Raw genomic sequence first — 19,413 nt, 5'->3', positions numbered from 1 at the left:
TTACTTGCTGCTATGGTTCATGAGCGCGCCTGGGGTGGAGGTGAGAACGTCGCTTCGGGATCGCATTGCCAATCGCGAACGAAGAAAGGGAAAGTCATGGAACGGAGCCTGCTGAGCGGTTACACCGCTTATGCGTCACCGACGGAGATTCAAAGCATCGTTCTCAACGACGCACAACTGGGAGACGTTGGAACGTCTGTCAGTATCAGCGTGAGCTATTCGCTGTCGTTCTCCTGGTCCTGGTCCTGGACCTGATCCGTCTGACGACGGGTATGTGATCGGCGTCGGGTCGTTCCCGGGGCGTCCCGGCGCTGATCTTCATCCGCTGAGCGAATCTAGCGGATTGGCTTCTCTGCGGCGATGCCAGCACCCGCATCCGTCTTATATCTCCAGTCGCGAGAAGGCAGGTCCGACAGGTGCGAAATATGGGATTCGCCGTGGTACGCGTCCTCTCCCGGCCACTCCAGAACACGACAGGAAGTGCAAAATGACGACCAGCCGGACGACGGCCGCGGCTGTCGAGTTGCTCCTCTCAGGCGAGCAGGTGTCGAAGGACGAGATTGATCGACGCCTGCGCCCCGCGTACCGCATCGGACCAGAGTCGGCTGTCCTTCAGACGGTCCAGGCAATTCAGCTCAGCCGCCCTCGATTCGTACACTCGACACGGGAATCCGCCTGCCTCACGGCGGTCCAGGTCGAGTCGGAAGCCGGAATCGCGGGAGTCGTCTACGTCCAAGAGACAGCCGATGGGAGGCTCGAGGGGATGCGATTGACGACACCGGTTCCGCGCATTCGCGATGCTGAGGAACTCAGAAGGGCACTGTGCGCTGTGGCCGACACGGTTTCCGTGTTGACGAGAGACGGGGGTGTCGTTGCCCAGTCTGGCCCAGACGTGGTCGCCGGGTCCTCCCTGATGAAGCTCTTCATCCTTGATGCAACGCTGGCCGCCGTCGAGTCGCGCGCCTTCTCTCTCGCGACGGAGTGCGTCATCCTAAAGTCCGACATTTCATACCTCAGTAGCGGCCTGACGACAGCGCATATCGGCACATCGATCTCTGTCGGTGATCTCTGCTCACTGATGACACTGCGCTCCGACAACACCGCGGCCGATCTTCTTCTTCGTATCCTTGGGCCCGAGAAGATTCTCGCCACTGCCGAGTTCCACGGCGTTCCACGCTTTCTTAATACTCCTTTGCTCTCGACGCGGGACTATCTTCTTCGCGCCTGGGGACGGGGACTGGAATCTGCGGCCGAACATTCCGTGATCGACTCTCATCTCCGAGCCAGCGCGCTCAATTTCATCCGATACACGGACGGGCTGGACTACTTTATTACACCTGAATCTATTGACAGCGTCATGCGCCGTCTGTCCGAACGTTCATGGACTCCGTGGCATATGGAGAACCATCCGGAGGGTGAGCCGATCATGCAGTTTAAAGGCGGCTCGGCGCCCGGCGTCCTAGCTGGTTCGTGGCTGTTCGTCGGTCCAGATTCGGCGAGGGGACTGACATTCTGTTTGAATGGGGATCGGCCGCTCGGCGCAATCGAGGAAGTTTACGCATTCTCCTGCGCTGAGGCGCTGCTCAGCAAGGAGGCAGTGCTCACGGGCGACGCAGTGCTCGCGACGGGGGAAGCGTCGCATGATGACGAAACGGCGGGGATCTGATGCTCACTGAGGCGATCACAGACAGGCTGGTCGGGCGGAACCGCTCGACGGTCGTCTCGTCTGCGGAGGGCCTGGTCTTCCGCAAGGTGTTCTCAGGTGAGCCGGCAGATGCCGACCGGCGCTTCCGCAACACCCTCGAGTGGGAGGATGTTCGCCGCACGCGCGCGCTGACGTTCTCGCCCGTCATACTCTCGAGCGACGCGCAGGCGCGGACGGTGGTGTTTCCCTATTTGCTCGAGGCTCGTTCCTTGCAGCAGGTCCTCGACAGCGCCCAGGAGACGGACGAGGTCGAACGCCTGTTCGCCCGGGCCGGCGCGATCCTCGGCGAACTGCACTCCATCGTCGGACTGCGGCCGACCATGAACGCCGACGGCTCCGCTGAGGAGCCGCTGCATGGCTTCGACTGGCTTACTCCGGCCGCTTACGCGCGAGCGAGCGGCGGCGAACTCGACTGCTGGCGGCTCTTCCAGCACGACGCAGAGTTCATCGAGGTCGTCCGCGCGTGGACGACGGGTCAGCGCCGGTTCGCAATGGTTCCCTCGCACGGCGATCTCCGACCGGACCAGTTCCTCGTTGGGGCCGACGGTGAGCCGGTCTTGATCGACTGGGAGGAGTTCACGATTGCACCGGCGCACCGCGATGTCGCAGGGCTGCTGGGCGCCGTGCTCTTCGACGCGGTCGTGCGGGCGTTCACGGGTATCAACTCGCCGGAGAGTTCGGTTCTGGACTTCCACAATCTGCTGCTGGATCGGGGTGAGACCATGCTCTCGCGGGCCCGGCCGGTCGCCGCCGCGGTCCTCGAGGGTTACCACAGCCGCTGCACCGAACAACTGGATCGGGATGAGCTGGCGCGAGGCATCGGCTGGTACGTCATTGAACGCGTCATCGCGCGGTCGATGATGTCGTACTCGTTGCCGGCGGCTGATCGTGCTCTGGCAGGTATTGGGCGGCAGGCGATGCTCGAGCCGGACAGCGCGGCCGTGCTCCTCGAGGCGGTGATCACGTGAGCGCTGGAGGCTTTTCGGCGGCGGATCTCGCCCGTCTCCTCACGGTCGATGTTGACCGCAGCGTCCTGACGCTGGCGGACGCCCGGCTCGAGCTTGACGCGATGGACCCGCGTCGCGGCCTCGCTACCTGGTTGTACGCGAATCTGCATGCAGGAAATCCGGACGTCTTCGCAACGACATCTCTGCTCCCGGACGAGGCATTCGAGGAGGACATCCGCGCCGCTCTGCCGGACCCCGGGGTGATTGTCCCCGTCGAGGCACCGGTGTCCGGCGACCGCGACGCAGGGGTCGTGGAACTGCATCGCGTTCGGGTGCGATTCGAGGCCAACGACCTTGCGGAGGCGGAGGGTGTGCGGCATGGGCGCCTCTCGTGCCTGCGCCCAAATCTGACGCCGGGGTTCTTCATGTTCGTGCACGAGCGCGCGGATCGGCCAGCGGTGCCCGGCACGATGCTGCGCCACTACCTGCGCTTTGATGACCCCGATCAGGCCCTCCGCTTCTGGGCGGCCAGCGTTCACGAGTTCGTCGACCGTGACCTCTCGTTCCGGACGAAGATCCTGTCCCGTCCAGACGCGTTCCCCCGCAACGACTCGATCGTGTACTACTCCTCGGTCGATGCGGGAGGCGTCGGCGAGGTCCTGAGCCGACTCGTCCCGTCCTCGGGGGCGAGTACAGGCGGGTCTCCGCTGTGCGCGGAGGTCGTTCCCGGTCTGCGAATGGCGGCTGAGCCCACCCGCTCCGGCCGGGAGCAGAGCTTTGGCGAGAGCCGGTGTGCTGCGCTGGCCGGGGCGATCGCCGTGACTGTGACGTCCGGTGGGGCGCTTGTCGACCGGATCCGCGACGCGTTGGCCGAGGCGGGGATCAACCCCGATGATGTCGCCCGCAACCTCGCACCGAGCGCGAGCGGGGAGGGTGCCGCGTGAGCGAGGTATCGCTGCTCTGCCCGCACCAACCGAGCGATCAGGGAGTCGTCCGCCGCTACGCGCGGGCCGTCCGCGAGGGTGGCTACGCGCGCCTCTGGACTGGGCAGTCGTTCCAGATTGAGAGCCACATGGCGCTGGCCGGCCTCGGTGGAACCGAGGACGCCGTCCCCGTCGGAATCGGGACCGCCCTCGCTGTGCTGCGCACCCCCTACGATGCCGCGTTGCAGGCGCGGTCGCTGGCGGCCGTCCTCGGCCGCGACGTCGCGGTCGCGTACGGAGCCTCCGATCCGGATTTCGTGACTGCGACCCGGGGAGCGCCGCTGGAGCGCCCCGCCAGCTATACCGCCGCCTACGCAGGCATGGTCCGTGACTTGCTGGCGGGACGACCGGTCACGAGCACCGTGCCCGGCCTGGAGGCTCGCCACGCTCGTTTGCCCGCCTTCGAGACGGGCCCGGTTAAGATCGGGACCGGTGTGCTGCGACCGGGCATGGCCTCCAGGTCGCGCGACGTGGCGGACTTCGTCGTCACCTGGATGACGCCGCGGACCTACGTGCGCGACGTGCTCCTCCCGCGCCTGACCCGGGCCGACGGAACGCGCGCGCGGGTGGTCACTAATGTGCACGTGGCCCTGACAGGGCCGGGACGATCGCCGAACCTCCTCGCGCAGGCCGGATGCTCGAGCCACCTTGCGCGTTTCCACTACTCCGACATGCTCCGCCGCGCGGGGATCGACGCGCACCCCTCCGATGTCGCGTCCGGCGCCCGTGAACTCGTGCGCAGGAACGTATTCGTCGTCGGGGAGGTGCAGGAGGTCGCGGAGCAGATCCGGGACATCGGCGAGCACGGGATCGACGAGGTGGTCATCAACCCGACCGCGGTAGCGATGGTCCACGGCGACGAAGCCGCCCTAGACGACCTCCGGCAGATCAGTGAAGCCCTCAGACAGAAAGTGATGTTATGAAGATCGAAATCCTGCTTCCATTCCTCATCCTCGGTCTGGCGTTCCTCGTCTACTGCTACGTCGACCTGATTCGCAGCGCGGGCACGCGGCACCTGCCAAAGTGGGCGTGGGCGATCATCTGCGCGATCTCCATTCCCCTCGGCGGGATCCTCTACCTGATCTTCGGCCGGACCGAGCAGCGTGCAACCGAGTAGCGGAGCGCTTGTCCGGGCTGACGGCGTCACCGTGCGGTTCGGCTCCTTCACCGCCCTTGACGGCATCACGTGCGCGTTCTCGGGGACCGGTGTGCATGGGCTGATCGGGGTGAACGGCGCCGGGAAGACTACGCTCATTCATGCGCTGCTCGGGCTCATCTCGGTGACATCGGGGCGGATCGAGCGCGGCTCCAACGAGATCGCCTACTGCCCCGACACCCCGAGCTTTGAGCCGTTCCTCACCCCGCTGGAGGTCATTGCGCAGTCGGCACGGCTGGGGATGCCCACGGAGGGCGTGGTGACGCGGCGAGCGATCAGCGATCTGCTCGCGCGGGTCGGACTCCACGACGCCACGCGGCGCCGGGTGGGCGGGTTCTCGCGGGGCATGAAGCAGCGACTCGGGATCGCGGCGGCGCTCGTCCGCCGGCCCTCCCTTCTGATCCTCGATGAGCCGACGAGCGCCCTCGATCCGGTCGGCCGTGAGGCGATCCTCGAGATCGTGCGCAGCCTCGGGCGCGAGATGTGCGTGGTGATCTCGAGCCACATTCTCACCGACGTCGACTCGGTGGCCGACCGGCTGGTCGTACTCGACCACGGTCGTCTGGTGTTCGCGGGAGACAAGGGCGCCTTCATCGAGTCGGCCTCCGTGCGCTCCAGCATCGTCGTGTCGTCATTCGAGGACGCATCTGGCCTCCGCGCCCGCCTCTCCGCAGCGGGAGTCCCGGCGGAGCCCGCGCTCGGCTCGGTCCGCGAGTTGCTCGTGCCCATGGCGGCGGTCGAACCGCTCTTGGCTGTCATTGCACGGAGCAGTGGCGACATCCGCTCGGTCAGCTTCGGTGAGAACTCCCTCCAGCAGGCGTTCATGAATCGGATCGGTGCACCAGCAGACGCCGGAGCGCAGGTGCGGTCATGAGCCTCTCCGTCGAATTCAAGCGATGGAACCGGACGAGAAGGCTTCTCGTGGTCGCGTTCCTGTTCCTCTTCTCGGGCATCACCTCACCGCTCATCGCCGAGTACAGCGCCGACATCTTCGGTGCACTGGGCGCCTCCGAGACCGTGACGATCACCGTCTCGGCCCCCACCTGGCAGAACCTGGTCGACTCCTACTTCAAGAACTCATCGCAGCTCGCCCTCCTGCTCGCCGGCTATCTCGTCGGCTGGGCGTGCGCGCTCGGACCGGACGAGCGTCTGCGCCTCTTTTACCGCTCGCGTGCAACGGGGCCGTGGCAGATCTTCGGTCCGCGACTGGCCGTCTCGGCGATCGTCGCCTCGATTGGCGCGCTGGCCGGTGCGGCCATGGCCGGCTACGAGACCGTGGTCCTGCACCCCGATCTCGAGTGGGGACTCCTCGTCGGCGGGCTCGCGCTCCAGGCGGGCGCACTGGTGGTGTTCATCCTCCTGGCGGGGGTGCTGGCCTGTTGGACTAACGCTCCCTTTCTCTCCGCGATCGTGATCGCTGCCGTCGTCTTTCTCGGTGGCCTCTTCACCGGCGCAGAGGGCTTTCGGAAGTGGTCCCCGACCGCTCTGCTCTCGCCGTCCGGCCTGATCGCCGGCGACGGGACCAACCAGTGGGGCGCCGGGCTGGTCTCCCTCGTGGTCTTGAGTGCTGCCATCGCGAGTGTCCTCGTCATCCGCATCCGATCGAACGGACACAGAAGCACATGATCGACGCAGCGATCCAGACGCCGAGACCGCACCGTTCCGAGGAGCTGATCGGCGTCAACGGCCTCACCAAGACCCTCGGCGGGCGGACCGTCGTCGACGACGTGTCCTTTTCGCTTCGACGCGGATCCGCATTCGGGCTGCTCGGGCCCAACGGCGCCGGCAAGACGACGACGGTGCGCCTGCTGACCGGGCTCCTCACACCGACCGCGGGAGCCGTGCACCTCTTCGGGGAGCCGCTCACCCCGGCGTCGGCCGACCGGCTCCGCCAGCGCATCGGCGTGCAGACCGACGGGAATCTCTACGATCTGCTCACGGTTCGCGACAACTTGATCGCCTGGGGCGAGCTTTTCGGGATGTCCGCGGACCGACGCGACGCGCGGATCGGCGAGGTGCTCGACCTCTTCGGTCTGTCGGACCGGGCAGACGACGTGCTCGGCTCGTTCAGCAAGGGCATGCGCCAGAAGGTCGCGATTGCGCGGGCGATGCTGCACGAGCCGGACGTTCTCTTCCTGGACGAGCCGTCATCGGGCCTGGATCCTGAGGCGGCGGCGGAGCTGATCGGCTACCTCTCATCGCTGACCTCCTCGAGCGACGTCGCCGTCGTCATCTGCACCCACCAGTTACAGGGTCTGGAAACGCTGTGCGACAGCATCGGAATTCTCGACGGTGGCCGTCTCGTCGCGTCCGGCCCCGTCGCGGACCTGCTCGAGCAGCGCTGGCCGGACACCACCGTGGAGCTCACCGTTGAGGGTGATCCGACGGCGGCGGTCGCGATCGTCGCCCGTCTCGCCTCCGCGCCCACCACCTCGGAGGATGGCGTGCTGACCCTGCGGGTCACGAGGGAGGCCGAGGTCCCCGATCTCGTGGAGGCGCTCGTCGCCGGAGGTGTTCGGATCGCCTCGATCGTCCCTCGGCGCCACACCATCGAGGAGTACTACTTCACAACCATCGGAGAAGAACGATGAACCGCCGTCGCGTCATCGCCCTCGTCACGAAGGACTTCCGCGAGATCCTGCGCAACAAGCAGGCTCTCGCGCCGATCATCGTCGTGCCCATCCTCTTTGTCACGGTGCTTCCCGTCCTGGTGCTTCTCCTTGGCCGCAACGAGACGCTGATGGCGTCGATCACCGGGATGCAGCAGTTCCTTGCGAACCTGCCCGAGGGCGTCGTCCCCGCCGACTACGACCTCGCGCAATCCACCGCCTACGCGATGGTGGTCTACTTCTTCGCCCCCGTCTTCCTCCTCATCCCCGTGATGGTGGCGAGTGTCACCGCGAGCGCGAGCTTCGTGGGTGAGAAGGAGAAGCGCACGATCGAGGGGCTCCTTTATACGCCGCTGACCAACAGTGAGCTGGTGCTCGCGAAGATTCTCGTCTCCCTGATCCCCGCGGTGCTTATCACCTGGGCGGCCTTTCTCCTCTATAGCCTCATCGTGAACCTGGTCGGCTATCCGCTGTTCGGCGGACTGGTCTTCCCGACCGCGACCTGGCTGGTCTCGGCGCTCGTGCTCGCCCCACTCATCGCTTTCCTCGCGATTTGCCTGATCGTGGCGGTGTCGCAGCGGGCGACGACGGTGCAGGGTGCGCAGGGGACGGCGGCGTTCCTGGTGCTTCCGCTGGTGGGCCTCGTTGTGGCCCAGACGGCAGGGCTCTCGCTGTTCACCGTCGCGGTCGCGGGCGCCGGTGCGGTCGTGCTCGTCGTGGTCGACGTGGTTCTGTTTTTCGCTGTGGTCCGGCGCTTCGACCGGGAGCGCCATGTAACGCGGCTTTAAGCCGGGGTCAGGCGGTCAGGAGGCGCTGAACGACGGCGAGAACGTCCTCGGCCTCGCCGCGCGACTCCTGGCCCGTCGGGAGCAGGGCGGAGTTGTAGTAGAGGCCGTCGCTCATCAGCACGATGGCTCGGGCGAGGAGCGGGTCGCCGACGGCCTCGGCGACGACCTCGTTCCAGCTGTCGTGGATTCGGGCGAGAGCGGTGCTCGCGCGCTCGTCGTGACCCTGCGCGACGCGGGAAACGGCGAGAACAGTGCGGTCGAAGGCGGAGTCGGCGGCGAACGAGGTGCGCAGGAGGTAGGCGACCACTCCCTCCGGAGCGGCGAGGCTCTGTGCGACGTCCTCCTCGCGGCGATCATCGAGGCGCTGGAGCAGTCCGTCGACGAGTGCGTCCTTGGAGGGGAAGTGGTAGAGCAGCCCGCCCTTTGAGACGCCGGCCTTGCGTGCGACGGCCTCGAGGGTGGCGGCGCGCTCGCCCTGCTCGATCAACAGCTGCTCGAACGCGTCGAGGACGCGGTCGCGGGCGGGGGCAGCAGGAGGCACGGCGTTCATCCTACGGCGGATCACTGGCGACTGTACCGGCTGGACGGTATACTCACGACGTCTCCCATCCCGAAAGGTCGTTTCTGTGTCCGCGCGCACCGCTCCCGTCTCCCTCGTCGATCCCACCGGCGCTGCCGACCGGGTCGGACGACGCGCCTGGGTCGCGCTCGCGGTGCTGATGCTGCCCGTGCTGCTGGTGTCGGTGGATAACACGGTGCTCAACTTTGCGCTGCCCTCGATCGCCGAGAGTCTCGGCCCGACGGGTACCGAGCTGCTCTGGATTGTCGATGCGTATCCGCTGGTCTTGGCCGGACTGCTGGTCGCAATGGGAAGTCTGGGCGACCGCATCGGCCGACGGCGCCTCCTCCTGGTCGGCGCGATCGGCTTCGCCGTCGTCTCGGTCGTGGCCGCCTGTGCTCCCACCGCCGGCGCGCTGATCGGCGCCCGCGCGGCGCTCGGCTTCTTCGGCGCGATGCTCATGCCCTCGACGCTCTCCCTCCTGCGCAGCCTCTTCCCGCACCGTGACCAGCGCCGCCTCGCCATCGCCATCTGGGCGACGGGCTTCGCTGTCGGCTCGGCCATTGGCCCGCTGGTCGGCGGGGTGCTGCTCGAACACTTCGTCTGGGGATCGGTGTTCCTGCTGGCGGTGCCGGTGCTGCTTCCGCTGGTGGTGCTTGTACCGATTTTGGTGCCGGAGTCGCGCGATCCGCAGCCCGGACCGGTCGATGTGCCGAGCATTCTCCTCTCGCTGGCGACCATGGCGCCAATCGTCTACGCGGTGAAGTCGTTCGCGGAGCACGGAGTCGACGTGGTCGGCGCGGCGGCGCTCGTCGCAGGTGTCCTCTCGGGCGTGCTGTTCGTTCGTCGTCAACAGCGCCGCGCGTCGCCGATGCTCGACCTCTCGCTCTTTCGCCGCGGATCGTTCAGCGCTGCGATCGTGGTGAACCTGCTCAGTGTGACCGCGCTGGTGGGCGGGTTGTTCTTCGTCTCGCAGCACCTCCAGCTGGTGGCCGGGCTGTCGCCGCTGGAGGCGGGGCTCGTGCTGGTGCCGGGGCTCGCGGTGATGATTGTTTCAGGGCTGGGCGTGGTTCCGATTGCGCGGCGGGTTGCTCCGCGGTTCGTGGTGCCGGCCGGTCTGCTGATCTCGGTGGTCGGCTACGTGCTGCTCGCCGTGGGCAGCGGGACTCCCGGAGGCGCCTCGGCGCTCACCGTGGCCGTTGCCTTCGCGTTCCTGGGCTTCGGGATCGGCGCGGCCGAGACCGTGTCGAATGAGCTGATCCTCGCGAACGCCCCCGCCGACAAGGCCGGAGCAGCCTCCGCCGTGTCAGAGACCGCCTACGAGCTCGGCGCCGTGCTCGGCACTGCGACCCTGGGGACGGTGCTGACCGCGGTGTATCGCGGGGGAGTGGTGCTGCCTGTGGGCCTCGACGCCGGGCAGGCGCAGCGCGCGGGAGAGACCCTCGGCGGGGCCGTATCCGTGGCGGGGGAACTGCCGGCCGACTCGGCCGCCAGTCTGCTCGCCTCGGCGAGCGCGGCGTTCGACTCGGGCGTCGGCTGGTCGGCGTGGCTCGGGGCGGGGCTGGTCCTGGCTGCCGCTGCGGTCGGCGCGTGGCGCCTCCGCCGCAGCTGAGCGCCCACCTTCCCTTCCGCGAGATGCCTCTTGGGTTTGCTTCCGTCGACGGGTCGCGTACTCAAGAGGCATCTCGCGGGGGTGGGAGGGATGGGAGGGGGGTCGACGACGCGTCGAAATCGTCTGGCTTGTCGCTTCGGTGTGCGGCAGTGCGGCTCTTGCAGTGTCACTCGGCGTTGAGACAGTCGTGTGACCCGCGAGCGGGAGAGCACTCCGGTGTGGCGGTGACGACGGACGTCTCTCAGTAGCGCCCCGGCCCCGGCGTCCCCGGGGCCGGTCCGCGAGTACCCTGGGGGGACTCTGACCCCGCACGCCTGAGGATCCGCCATGCCCCGCACCGTGAAGCTCGCCGTCATTCCTGGAGACGGGATTGGGCCGGAGGTGACCGCTGAAGCGGTGAAGGTCCTCGATGCCGTGACCGTCGGTTCCGATGTCGTGCTGGAAAAGACGACCTTTTCGCTGGGCGCGGCACGGTATCTCGAGACTGGTGACGTCCTCACGGACGACGATCTCGCTGCGATTTCGCAGCACGATGCGATCCTCCTGGGCGCGGTTGGTGGTGCGCCAGGTGACCCGCGTCTGAGGGACGCGAACATCGAGCGCGGGCTGCTGCTGCGCCTGCGGTTCGCGCTCGATCACTACGTGAACCTCCGGCCGACTCGCCTGTACGCGGGGGTGCCCTCGCCGCTCGCCGAGCCGGGTGCTGTCGACTTCGTCGTCGTGCGGGAGGGCACGGAGGGACCCTACGTCGGCAACGGCGGCGCGATCCGGCAGGGCACGCCGCAGGAGGTCGCGAACGAGGTCTCGGTGAACACCGCCTACGGGGTCGAGCGGGTCGTGCGGCACGCGTTCGAGCTTGCCCGCGCGCGGCGCTCCCGGCTCACCCTCGTGCACAAGACGAACGTGCTCGTCTTCGCCGGCTCGCTCTGGAAGCGGATCGTCGATGAGGTTGGGGCCGCCTTCGAGGACGTGGCCGTCGACTACCTCCACGTCGATGCGGCGACGATCTTCCTCGTGACCGCTCCTGCTAGGTTCGACGTCATCGTCACCGACAACCTCTTCGGCGACATCCTGACCGATCTGGCCGGCGCGATCAGCGGCGGCATCGGACTCGCAGCCTCGGGCAACATCAACCCCAGTGGCGCGTTCCCCAGCATGTTCGAGCCGGTGCACGGATCCGCGCCCGACATCGCCGGACGCCAGCTCGCCGATCCGACCGCCGCGATCCTCTCGGCGGCGATGCTGCTCGATCACCTTGGCCGCCGCGACGAGGCCGCTCGCGTCACCGCCGCGGTGACCGAGGACATCGAGTCTCGCGACCGTACTCCGCGCTCCACGGCCGCGATCGGCGACTCGGTCGTCGCCCGCCTCCGCTGACCTCCCGCAAAAGGACACCACCACGATGACGACAGAATCCGCCCGCGCAGACCTCGCCTTCGAGGTGACCGCCGCCCCATCGCCGCGCTCCACCGACGAGCGCGCCCGCATCCTCGCCGACCCCGGCTTCGGCGTGCACTTCACCGACCACATGATCGAGCTCGGCTGGACCCGCGCCGACGGCTGGCACAGCGCCCGCGTCCTGCCCTACGGGCCGCTAGCGCTCGACCCCGCCGCGGCGGTTCTGCACTACGCGCAGGAGATCTTCGAGGGGATGAAGGCGTACCGTCACGAGGACGGCTCCATCTGGACCTTCCGCCCCGAGGCGAACGCCCGCCGTCTCCAGCGCTCCGCCCGCCGCCTGGCCCTGCCCGAGCTGCCCACCGACCTCTTTGTCGAGTCGCTGCGCCGGCTGATCGTTGCGGATGGCGACTGGGTGCCGTCGGAGCCGGAGACCAGCCTGTACCTGCGGCCATTCATGTTCGCGCGTGAGGCATTCCTCGGCGTGCGGGCGGCCGAGGACGTGGGCTACTACGTGATCGCGAGCCCCGCCGGCGCCTACTTCTCGGGTGGAGTCGCGCCCGTGTCGATCTGGCTCTCGACCTCGTACGCGCGGGCCGGTAAGGGTGGCACCGGCGCGGCGAAGACTGGCGGCAACTACGCCTCCTCCCTTCTGCCCCAGCAGGAGGCATACGGCCACGGCTGCGCGCAGGTGCTCTTCCTCGACTCGCAGGAGTCGCGGTGGATCGAGGAGCTCGGCGGCATGAACGTGGTGCTGGTCACGAAGGACGGCACGCTCATCACCCCGGAGTCGGACTCGATCCTCGAGGGCATCACGCGCGACAGCGTGCTTCAGCTCGCCGAGGACCGTGGGCACCGGGTCGAGCGTCGCCGAGTCAGCATCGATGAGTGGCGGGAGGGAGTCGCCTCGGGCGATGTGGTCGAGGTGTTCGCGTGCGGGACCGCCGCGGTGATCACTCCGATTGCCGAACTGAAGGGCGAGGGCTTCTCGGTGGGACAGGAGGGCGCGCCCGCGGGCGAACTCACGATGTCGCTCCGCGAGGAGCTGACCGGCATCCAGTACGGGCGCCGCGAGGACAGGCACGGATGGATGATGAGGTTGGACGCATGAAGATCGCACGATTCGCCACGCAGCGCGACGGGGACAACGGGGGAGCGATTCACTTCGGGATCGTTGACGAGGACGATCTGGTCGTGCTCGCCGGGGACCCGATGTTCGCCGGATTCGACACGACAGGCGAGCGCATCCCCTTCGCGGAGGCGAAGCTCCTCGCCCCGGTGATCCCGCGCTCGAAGGTGGTCGGCATTGGCAGGAACTATGCCGACCACGCGGCCGAGATGGGCGGTGAGACTCCGTCGGAGCCCCTCGTCTTCCTCAAGCCGAACACGTCGGTCATCGGGCCGGACGAGGCAATCGTCCTCCCCGAGGACAGCCAGCAGGTGGAGTTCGAGGGAGAGCTGGCGATCGTGATCGGCGCCGTGGCCCGCAATGTGCGCGCGGAGGACTACGAGGACGTGGTCTTCGGCTACACGATCGCGAACGACGTCACCGCACGCGACCTCCAGCGCTCGGACGGGCAGTGGGCCCGTGCGAAGGGGTACGACACCTTCTGCCCGCTGGGGCCGGTGATCGAGACCGAGTTCCTCTGGAACGAGAGCGCCATCGAGACCCGCGTCAATGGGCGAGTGCAGCAGGCGGGGAGCACCGGCGACATGATCCACGGGGTGCCCGAGATCGTGGCATACGTGTCGCGGATCTTCACGCTGCTCCCGGGGGACGTGATTCTCACCGGGACGCCTGCGGGAGTCGGGCCGATCGCGAACGGGGACACGGTCGCGATCGACGTCGAGGGGATCGGGACGCTGTTCAACCCGGTGCTGACGCGGCGGTAAGGCGGCGAGGGCTGGCTTGGAGGGCTGGGAGCACTTCACCGAGCCTCGCTGCGCTGTCAAGCGGACGCTCTCCTCCGGCTCCGAGACGTAGCGTCGAGCCATGAACGCTCCCCGCACCGATCCCGTCAGTCGCATTGCCCGGGAGGACTTCGGCTGGTCATCACTGCTGCCCGGACAGCGCGAGGCGATCGAGTCGGCGGCCTCGGGGCGCGACACGCTCCTGGTCCTCGCGACCGGCGGCGGCAAGTCCGCGGTGTATCAAATCGCCGGGGCGGAGCGCGGCGGAATTGTCCTCGTCGTGTCACCGCTCGTCGCGCTGCAGGCCGACCAGCTTGCCGCAATCGAGTCGGCGCCCGTTGCTCCGCGTGCCGTGGCGATCAACTCCTCCCTCGGCGCGGCAGCCGTCGCCCGCGCCTGGGAGCGGATCGACGAGGGCGGCCCGCTCTACGTCCTGCTGGCGCCGGAGCAGCTGGCCAAGGCCGAGAACGTCACGCGACTGGCGGCCGCGGGGGTGTCACTCCTGGTCGTTGACGAGGCGCACTGTGTCTCGTCCTGGGGGCACGACTTCCGCCCCGACTACCTGCGCCTGGCCGACGTTCGCGAGGAGTTGGGCGACCCTCCCGTGCTCGCGATGACGGCTACCGCCTCCGGACCCGTGCGTGACGAGATCATCGAGCGGCTGCGGATGAAGGATCCGGAGGTGCAGGTGCACGGGGTCGACCGGCCTGAGATCCGCCTGGTCGTGCGCCGACACGAGAGCGAGAACGAGAAGCGCGCGGCTGTGGTCGAGGAGGCGCGCAGTTGGACGGCTCCGGGGCTGGTCTACGTGGCGACCCGCAAGGAGACGGAGACTTATGCGGCCGACATCGCGGGCGAGGGGCGCCGGGTTGCCGCGTACCATGCGGGGCTTAAGGTGTCGGAGCGCACCGTCGTACACGAGCAGTGGCGCGCGGGCGAGCTCGATGTTGTCGTCGCGACGTCGGCGTTCGGGATGGGCATCGATCGCGCGGACGTCCGCTTCGTTGTGCACGCGACGACCACGGAGTCGCTTGACGCGTACTACCAGGAGATTGGCCGGGCGGGCCGCGATGGTGAGCCCGCGACCGGTGCGCTGCACTATCGCGCGGAGGATCTGGGGCTGCGTCGCTTCTTCGCCAAGCGGTCGGTCGACAGGGCGGCGCTGCGGGTGGTCTGGGCGGCCGTGTCGGAGCGGCCGGGCGTCGACTCCGCTGCGCTGGCAAAGGAGCTGGACAAGCCCGCGCGCACGATCGCCCGACTAGTGAACGACCTCGCAGACGCCGGCCTCGTCGAGACCGGCACGGGGCTGCGCGCGACCTGCGAGGCGACGGGGGATGAGGCGGTGGACGCGGTGACGGCCGCCCTCGCCTCTCGCGAGCGGATCGCGGAGTCGCGGTTGTCGATGATGCGTGCGTACGCCGAGACGCAGCAGTGCCGGCGTCGGGTACTGCTCGACTACTTCGGCGTCGAGTCGGAGGAGTGGTGCGGCAACTGCGACGCCTGCGAGCATCACGAGGCGAGTGGCGAGGCGAGCGGCGAGGTGAGCGAGGCGCCCGTCGATGCTCCGCTCAGCGTGGACGAGGCGGTGGAGCACCGTGAGTGGGGCGCAGGCACCGTGATGAGCGTCGAGGCGGACCGGGCGACGATCTTCTTCGAATCCGAGGGTTACAAAGTGCTGTCATTCCAAGCCCTCGAGTCGGGCGTCCTCCGCGAGCATGCCTCGGCCTGACCCCGTCCGGCGCCTCCCGCGAGATGCTCTCTTCGGTACGTCTCGCACGGCGTGTCGCGTACCGAAGAGGCATCTCGCGGGGTGGGGCGAGGGGGTCAGACCTTGGAGACGGCGGAGCTGACGGCGGTGGGACTGTCGTAGGTGCCGTCGGGGATGGCGCGGAGCGCGTCGAGGATGGCGCTGTCGGCTCCCTCCTTCTCGGCGGTCTTGACGATCGTGTCCTTCGAAGCCGGGTAGTCGATGCCCGCGAGGTACTTCTGGATCTGGATCGGGTTGGGCGCATCCATTGTGCTGTCCTTTCGTCGGAGGGTTACGAGTGCTCTTCGGCGAAGAGCCGGTCGAAGGCGTCGACGCGCCGGTCGATGACCGTCGTGGGTGTCTCGAGGTGCACGGCGCCGCTGGGCACGAGGCCCGCGCCGCCGAAGCGCTCCATGACGCGCCACTGCGCGGCGACGTCTTCGCCGCTGTGCTCCGGGGGCAGTTGCTCCCAGAAGTCGAAGCCGCCGACGGCCAAGAGGGCGTCGCGGCGGTAGAGGACGCACGCGCCCAGCCAGGCGACCCGGTACGCGCGCCAGGCGCCCTCCGGAACATCCAGGTCGGCGGCGACGTGGGTGAGGTTCGCCGCGTTGTGCAGCGGCCAGCGCTCGAACTCGGGGGTGCCGCGGCGGACCCGCTCGGGCTGCACGCGCTCCTCCCAGGTCTCGAACGCCTCCGTCTCGTGCGGCCGGACGTCCTCGAGGTAGGACAGACCCTGCACTGCGGAGCCGACGAAGCCGCAGTCGAGCCGCTCCAGCGCCTCATGCAGGCGCGCGAGCGTCCCCGGCTCGAGCCAGACGTCGTCATCGAGGAAGAGGACCGCGGGGGCACTGGAGAGCGAGAGCAGGTAGTGGCGCTGCTCCGCCAGCCCGCGACGAGGGAGGTGCCGACGCACGAGCGGCGCGCGGCCCTGCGCCTCCAGCACGCGCAGCATCGCCAGGACCGTCGGATCGCTCTCGGCAACTCCGTCGTCGGACTGGTCGCTGACGATCACCCGGAACGGCGGATCGTCCTGAGCGGCGAGCCCGGCGAGCGTGGCGGAGAGTTCGGCGCGGCGACCGACCGTCGGCACGAGCACGTCGATGAGCGGCGGCTCAGGAACCTCGGCGACTCCCCACCGCCCGGACCAGCGGCGGCTGGTCACGGCGCGGCCGATCGGATGCGGTGCACCATCTCGGTCGTGGAGTGCTCGGACACGTAGCCGACCGTCGTGACGGTGCCGCCGTAGGAGCGGACAACCCCCGCCTCCGCGAGCATGTCTGGGTTGTAGTCGCCGCCCTTGACGTAGACGTCCGGACGCACGCGCTCCAGGAGCGGGATGGGAGTGTCGCCGCTGAAGAGGGTGACGAAGTCGACGCAGCCCAGCTCCGCGATCACTCCGGCGCGGTCACCCTCGGGGTTGATGGGGCGGCCTTCTCCCTTGAGCCGGCGGACGGAGTCGTCGTCATTGACCGCCACCACCAGAACGTCACCTAACTCGCGGGCCTGCCGGAGGTAGGCGGTGTGGCCGCGGTGCAGCACGTCGAAGCAGCCGTTGGTGAAGACGATTCGCCGGCCGCGCCGCGAGTGCTCACCGAGCACCTCGACGAGGGCGTCCTCGCCGAGGACGACGGCGCCGGGGGCCGCGAGGGAGGCCAGCAGGTCGTCGGCGGAGCAGACCGAGGTGCCTGGGCGCTGCACGACCACGTCGGCGGCGGCCTGCGCGAGGTCGACGGCGGTGGCGAGGGAACGGCCGGCGGCGAGGGCGAGGGTGACCGTGGCGGCGAAGGTATCGCCGGCTCCCGACGCCTGCTTCTCCTCCGCGGGCTGGGCGAAGGTGCGGCTGACCGAGCCGTCGGCGTCGAGCGCGGTCGAGCCGTCGCGGTCGAGGGTGACGACCACGTGGCGAGCGCCCGAGCGCGCGTGCAACTCGGCGGCGGCGGCGCGCACGGCGGCGGCCCGCTCGGTGCCGCGGCCGAGGGAGGCGCCGAGCAAGCGCTCCGCCTCCTTCGCGTTGGGCGTGACGACATCGGGACGCGCGAAGGCCCACTCGGCCAATTCGTGCGCGTCGATCACCAGGAGCCCCGGACGCCCGGCGGTCAGCATGCGCTCGACGGCGGTGCGCAGGATCCCGGAGCCGTAATCGCAGACCAGCACAGCGTCGGCGCTCTCCGCGGCCCGCACGGCGGCCTCGGCCAGCAGCTCCAACTCGTCGTCGGCGGGACGGTGCGGCCCGGAGTCGACGCGCAGCATCACGCTGTCGCCGCCGACGACGCGGGTCTTGATGGTGGTGGCGGCGCCGGTGCGGACGATCGCGGCGGTGTCCAGGCCCGCCCGCTCGAGGGCGCGCAGGAGCCGGTCGCCCTCGGGGTCGCGGCCGGCGACTCCGACGGTGCGGACGACGGCGCCGAGCGCATGCAGATTGGCGGCGGTGTTGGCTGCACCGCCCGCGACATCCACCACGTCCTCGAGCCGCAGGACCGGCGCGGGCGCCTCCCGTGTGACACGCTCGGTCTCGCCGAGCCACCAGGAATCGAGGATCAGGTCGCCGATGACGGCGACCACCGGTGGGCGCTCGTGCACGTGCGCCAGGAGGGCGCTCGCCCGCTGGAGCGCCGAGCCCTCGAGACTCATCGGGCACCGCCCGGGAGGACGGGGAGGCCGAAGTGCACGACCGTGGTGGTGGTCATCTCATCCAGCAGCTCGGGGCCGTAGCCAAAGCCGGACCCGGAGGTGCCGCGGGGCTGCGCGCTGCCGCCGGGGGCGCCTCCGAAGACACCGTTGACCTTCACGGTGCCCACGGGAAGGGTCGCCGCGGCGCGATGCGCGTGCTCCATGTCGGCGGTGAGGACCGACGCGGCCAGGCCGTAGGGGCTCGCGGCGGCGCGGGCGAGGCCCTCGTCGAAGGAGCCGACGACGGCGATCGGGGCGACGGGGCCGAAGGTCTCCTCGGTCATCACAAGCATCGACTCGGTGCAGTCGGCGAGGACGGTGGCCGGGTAGAAGGTGCCCTCGCCGGGGGTGCCGCCGGTGAGGGCACGGGCGCCGCTGCCGAGCGCCTCGGTGACGTGCTCGTGCACGGCGTCGCGCATGCGGGCGTCGACCAGCCGGGGGAGGGGGCCGGTACTCCAGCGCTCGGCCTCGGCCACCAGCGCGGCGGTGAAGGCATCGGCGATGTCGCGGTGCACGTAGATCCGCTCGACGGAGGTGCAGATCTGACCCGCGTTGGCGAAGGCGCCGAGCGCGGCCTGCTCCGCGGCCCAGACCGGATCGACGTCGCGGTCCACGACGAGCGCGTCATTGCCGCCGTTCTCGAGGATCACGTGTGCGCCGGTGACCGCGGCGATCCGTGCCAGCGCGCGGCCGGTGGCCGTCGATCCGACGTGGGCGAGGACGTCAACGCCCTCGGTGCGGGCGAGCTCGTCGCCGATCGCTCCGTCGCCCTCGACCAGGGTGAGCACGCCGTGGGGCAGAGCGTCGGCGAGGATGCTCGTGAACAGGGCACCGGTCGCGGGGCTGCGCTCGCTGGGCTTGTGCACGACCACGTCGCCGGAGACGATCGCAGCGCCCAGCAGACCAGCCGCGACGGCGACCGGGTCGTTCCACGGAGTAAGTGCGAGGACCACGCCGCGCGGGTGCGGCAGGGCGAGGTCGACGTTCAGGGCTCCTCCGCGAAGACTCGTGCCGCGATGCAGAGGACCGAGCTCGGCGTACTGGAGCAGCGTGTCGACTCCCGCTCGGACGCCGCCGAGGGCGTCGCCCGCGGGCTTACCCGTCTCCTCGGTCGTGAGGGCGGCGAGTTCCTGCTCGCGCGCGGCCACGCGGTGGGCGGCGGCGCGCAGGAGGGCGCCGCGCTCGGCGGGCGCTGTGGTGGCCCAAGTGGGGAATGCGGTCCGCGCGCGGCGGACGGCGTCGACGGCGGTGGCACTGGTGTCGATGGTCACGGTCACCTCTCGGTCGGAGGCGCCCGCGGGGTGGCAGGCGCAACCGTCCGGTACCCG

19 protein-coding genes are annotated in these 19,413 nt (G+C 69.0%); 14 read left to right on the top strand and 5 right to left on the bottom strand.

The features are described 5' to 3' along the window. Positions 1 to 487 precede the first annotated feature (487 nt). The 9 genes from HRF29_RS13360 to HRF29_RS13320 are packed head-to-tail and all read left to right on the top strand — an operon-like array spanning position 488 to position 8,188. Positions 488 to 1,666, top strand: coding sequence for a serine hydrolase (locus HRF29_RS13360; protein WP_173249331.1), 1,179 nt, complete (start codon positions 488 to 490; stop codon positions 1,664 to 1,666). Beyond that, positions 1,666 to 2,673 carry a phosphotransferase gene (locus HRF29_RS13355; RefSeq protein WP_173249330.1) on the top strand — a complete coding sequence of 336 codons (1,008 nt, stop codon included), beginning with the start codon at positions 1,666 to 1,668 and terminating at the stop codon, positions 2,671 to 2,673. Before HRF29_RS13360 ends, HRF29_RS13355 begins: the two co-directional genes overlap by 1 nt. Further along, the gene (locus HRF29_RS15220; RefSeq protein ID WP_173249329.1) at positions 2,670 to 3,596 is read left to right on the top strand and encodes a T3SS effector HopA1 family protein; all 927 of its coding nucleotides are present in this window, start codon (positions 2,670 to 2,672) and stop codon (positions 3,594 to 3,596) included. Before HRF29_RS13355 ends, HRF29_RS15220 begins: the two co-directional genes overlap by 4 nt. After that, positions 3,593 to 4,558 carry an LLM class flavin-dependent oxidoreductase gene (locus HRF29_RS13345; RefSeq protein WP_173249328.1) on the top strand — a complete coding sequence of 322 codons (966 nt, stop codon included), beginning with the start codon at positions 3,593 to 3,595 and terminating at the stop codon, positions 4,556 to 4,558. The genes HRF29_RS15220 and HRF29_RS13345 overlap by 4 nt, the downstream gene beginning before the upstream one ends. Then, on the top strand, positions 4,555 to 4,752 hold the full coding sequence (locus HRF29_RS13340) for a PLDc N-terminal domain-containing protein (RefSeq protein WP_173249327.1): 198 nt from the start codon (positions 4,555 to 4,557) through the stop codon (positions 4,750 to 4,752). Before HRF29_RS13345 ends, HRF29_RS13340 begins: the two co-directional genes overlap by 4 nt. Beyond that, a complete protein-coding gene (locus HRF29_RS13335) occupies positions 4,739 to 5,665 on the top strand; it encodes an ATP-binding cassette domain-containing protein (RefSeq protein ID WP_222929658.1) in 927 nt (308 codons plus the stop codon). The genes HRF29_RS13340 and HRF29_RS13335 overlap by 14 nt, the downstream gene beginning before the upstream one ends. Then, on the top strand, positions 5,662 to 6,417 hold the full coding sequence (locus HRF29_RS13330; RefSeq protein WP_173249325.1) for a hypothetical protein: 756 nt from the start codon (positions 5,662 to 5,664) through the stop codon (positions 6,415 to 6,417). Before HRF29_RS13335 ends, HRF29_RS13330 begins: the two co-directional genes overlap by 4 nt. After that, the gene (locus HRF29_RS13325; RefSeq protein WP_173249324.1) at positions 6,414 to 7,382 is read left to right on the top strand and encodes an ABC transporter ATP-binding protein; all 969 of its coding nucleotides are present in this window, start codon (positions 6,414 to 6,416) and stop codon (positions 7,380 to 7,382) included. The genes HRF29_RS13330 and HRF29_RS13325 overlap by 4 nt, the downstream gene beginning before the upstream one ends. After that, a complete protein-coding gene (locus HRF29_RS13320; RefSeq protein WP_173249323.1) occupies positions 7,379 to 8,188 on the top strand; it encodes an ABC transporter permease subunit in 810 nt (269 codons plus the stop codon). Before HRF29_RS13325 ends, HRF29_RS13320 begins: the two co-directional genes overlap by 4 nt. A gap of 7 nt (positions 8,189 to 8,195) precedes the next feature. On the opposite strand, the gene HRF29_RS13315 is transcribed toward HRF29_RS13320, so the two are convergent. After that, positions 8,196 to 8,729 carry a TetR/AcrR family transcriptional regulator gene (locus HRF29_RS13315; protein WP_343043747.1) on the bottom strand — a complete coding sequence of 178 codons (534 nt, stop codon included), beginning with the start codon at positions 8,727 to 8,729 and terminating at the stop codon, positions 8,196 to 8,198. 85 nt (positions 8,730 to 8,814) lie between these two features. Between HRF29_RS13315 and HRF29_RS13310 the strand changes: the two genes are divergently transcribed. The 5 genes from HRF29_RS13310 (at position 8,815) to HRF29_RS13290 (ending at position 15,397) form a co-directional block, all read left to right on the top strand. Next, positions 8,815 to 10,359 (top strand): MFS transporter, encoded by a 1,545-nt coding sequence (locus HRF29_RS13310; RefSeq protein ID WP_343043746.1) that lies wholly within the window; start codon positions 8,815 to 8,817, stop codon positions 10,357 to 10,359. A 327-nt stretch (positions 10,360 to 10,686) separates the two neighbouring features. Then, positions 10,687 to 11,736 (top strand): 3-isopropylmalate dehydrogenase, encoded by a 1,050-nt coding sequence (locus HRF29_RS13305; RefSeq protein ID WP_173249322.1) that lies wholly within the window; start codon positions 10,687 to 10,689, stop codon positions 11,734 to 11,736. Positions 11,737 to 11,761: 25 nt separating this feature from the next. After that, entirely contained in the window at positions 11,762 to 12,868 is a 1,107-nt protein-coding gene (locus HRF29_RS13300; protein ID WP_173249321.1) for a branched-chain amino acid aminotransferase, read from the top strand. Continuing rightward, positions 12,865 to 13,650, top strand: coding sequence for a fumarylacetoacetate hydrolase family protein (locus HRF29_RS13295; RefSeq protein ID WP_173249320.1), 786 nt, complete (start codon positions 12,865 to 12,867; stop codon positions 13,648 to 13,650). The genes HRF29_RS13300 and HRF29_RS13295 overlap by 4 nt, the downstream gene beginning before the upstream one ends. A 100-nt stretch (positions 13,651 to 13,750) precedes the next feature. Continuing rightward, entirely contained in the window at positions 13,751 to 15,397 is a 1,647-nt protein-coding gene (locus HRF29_RS13290) for a RecQ family ATP-dependent DNA helicase (protein ID WP_173249319.1), read from the top strand. 95 nt (positions 15,398 to 15,492) lie between these two features. Here HRF29_RS13290 and HRF29_RS13285 read toward each other — a convergent pair whose 3' ends face one another. From HRF29_RS13285 to HRF29_RS13270, 4 genes are read right to left on the bottom strand one after another with little or no spacing between them, the layout of a single operon-like run. Beyond that, complete coding sequence (locus HRF29_RS13285) at positions 15,493 to 15,684, bottom strand: DUF2795 domain-containing protein (protein ID WP_173249318.1); 192 nt, start codon at positions 15,682 to 15,684, stop codon at positions 15,493 to 15,495. Positions 15,685 to 15,707: 23 nt separating this feature from the next. Further along, on the bottom strand, positions 15,708 to 16,577 hold the full coding sequence (locus tag HRF29_RS13280; RefSeq protein ID WP_173249317.1) for a glycosyltransferase: 870 nt from the start codon (positions 16,575 to 16,577) through the stop codon (positions 15,708 to 15,710). Further along, positions 16,574 to 18,046 (bottom strand): D-glycero-beta-D-manno-heptose 1-phosphate adenylyltransferase, encoded by a 1,473-nt coding sequence (gene rfaE2 / locus HRF29_RS13275; RefSeq protein WP_173249316.1) that lies wholly within the window; start codon positions 18,044 to 18,046, stop codon positions 16,574 to 16,576. Before rfaE2 ends, HRF29_RS13280 begins: the two co-directional genes overlap by 4 nt. Continuing rightward, positions 18,043 to 19,356, bottom strand: a complete 1,314-nt coding sequence (locus tag HRF29_RS13270; protein WP_425503137.1) for an aldehyde dehydrogenase family protein — start codon at positions 19,354 to 19,356, stop codon at positions 18,043 to 18,045. Before HRF29_RS13270 ends, rfaE2 begins: the two co-directional genes overlap by 4 nt. Between the last annotated feature and the right edge of the window lie 57 nt (positions 19,357 to 19,413).

Origin of the sequence: Rathayibacter agropyri, from assembly GCF_013249015.1 — a bacterium.
GTDB classification, from domain to species: domain Bacteria; phylum Actinomycetota; class Actinomycetes; order Actinomycetales; family Microbacteriaceae; genus Rathayibacter; species Rathayibacter agropyri.
This window is presented reverse-complemented; position numbering and strand designations above follow the sequence as displayed.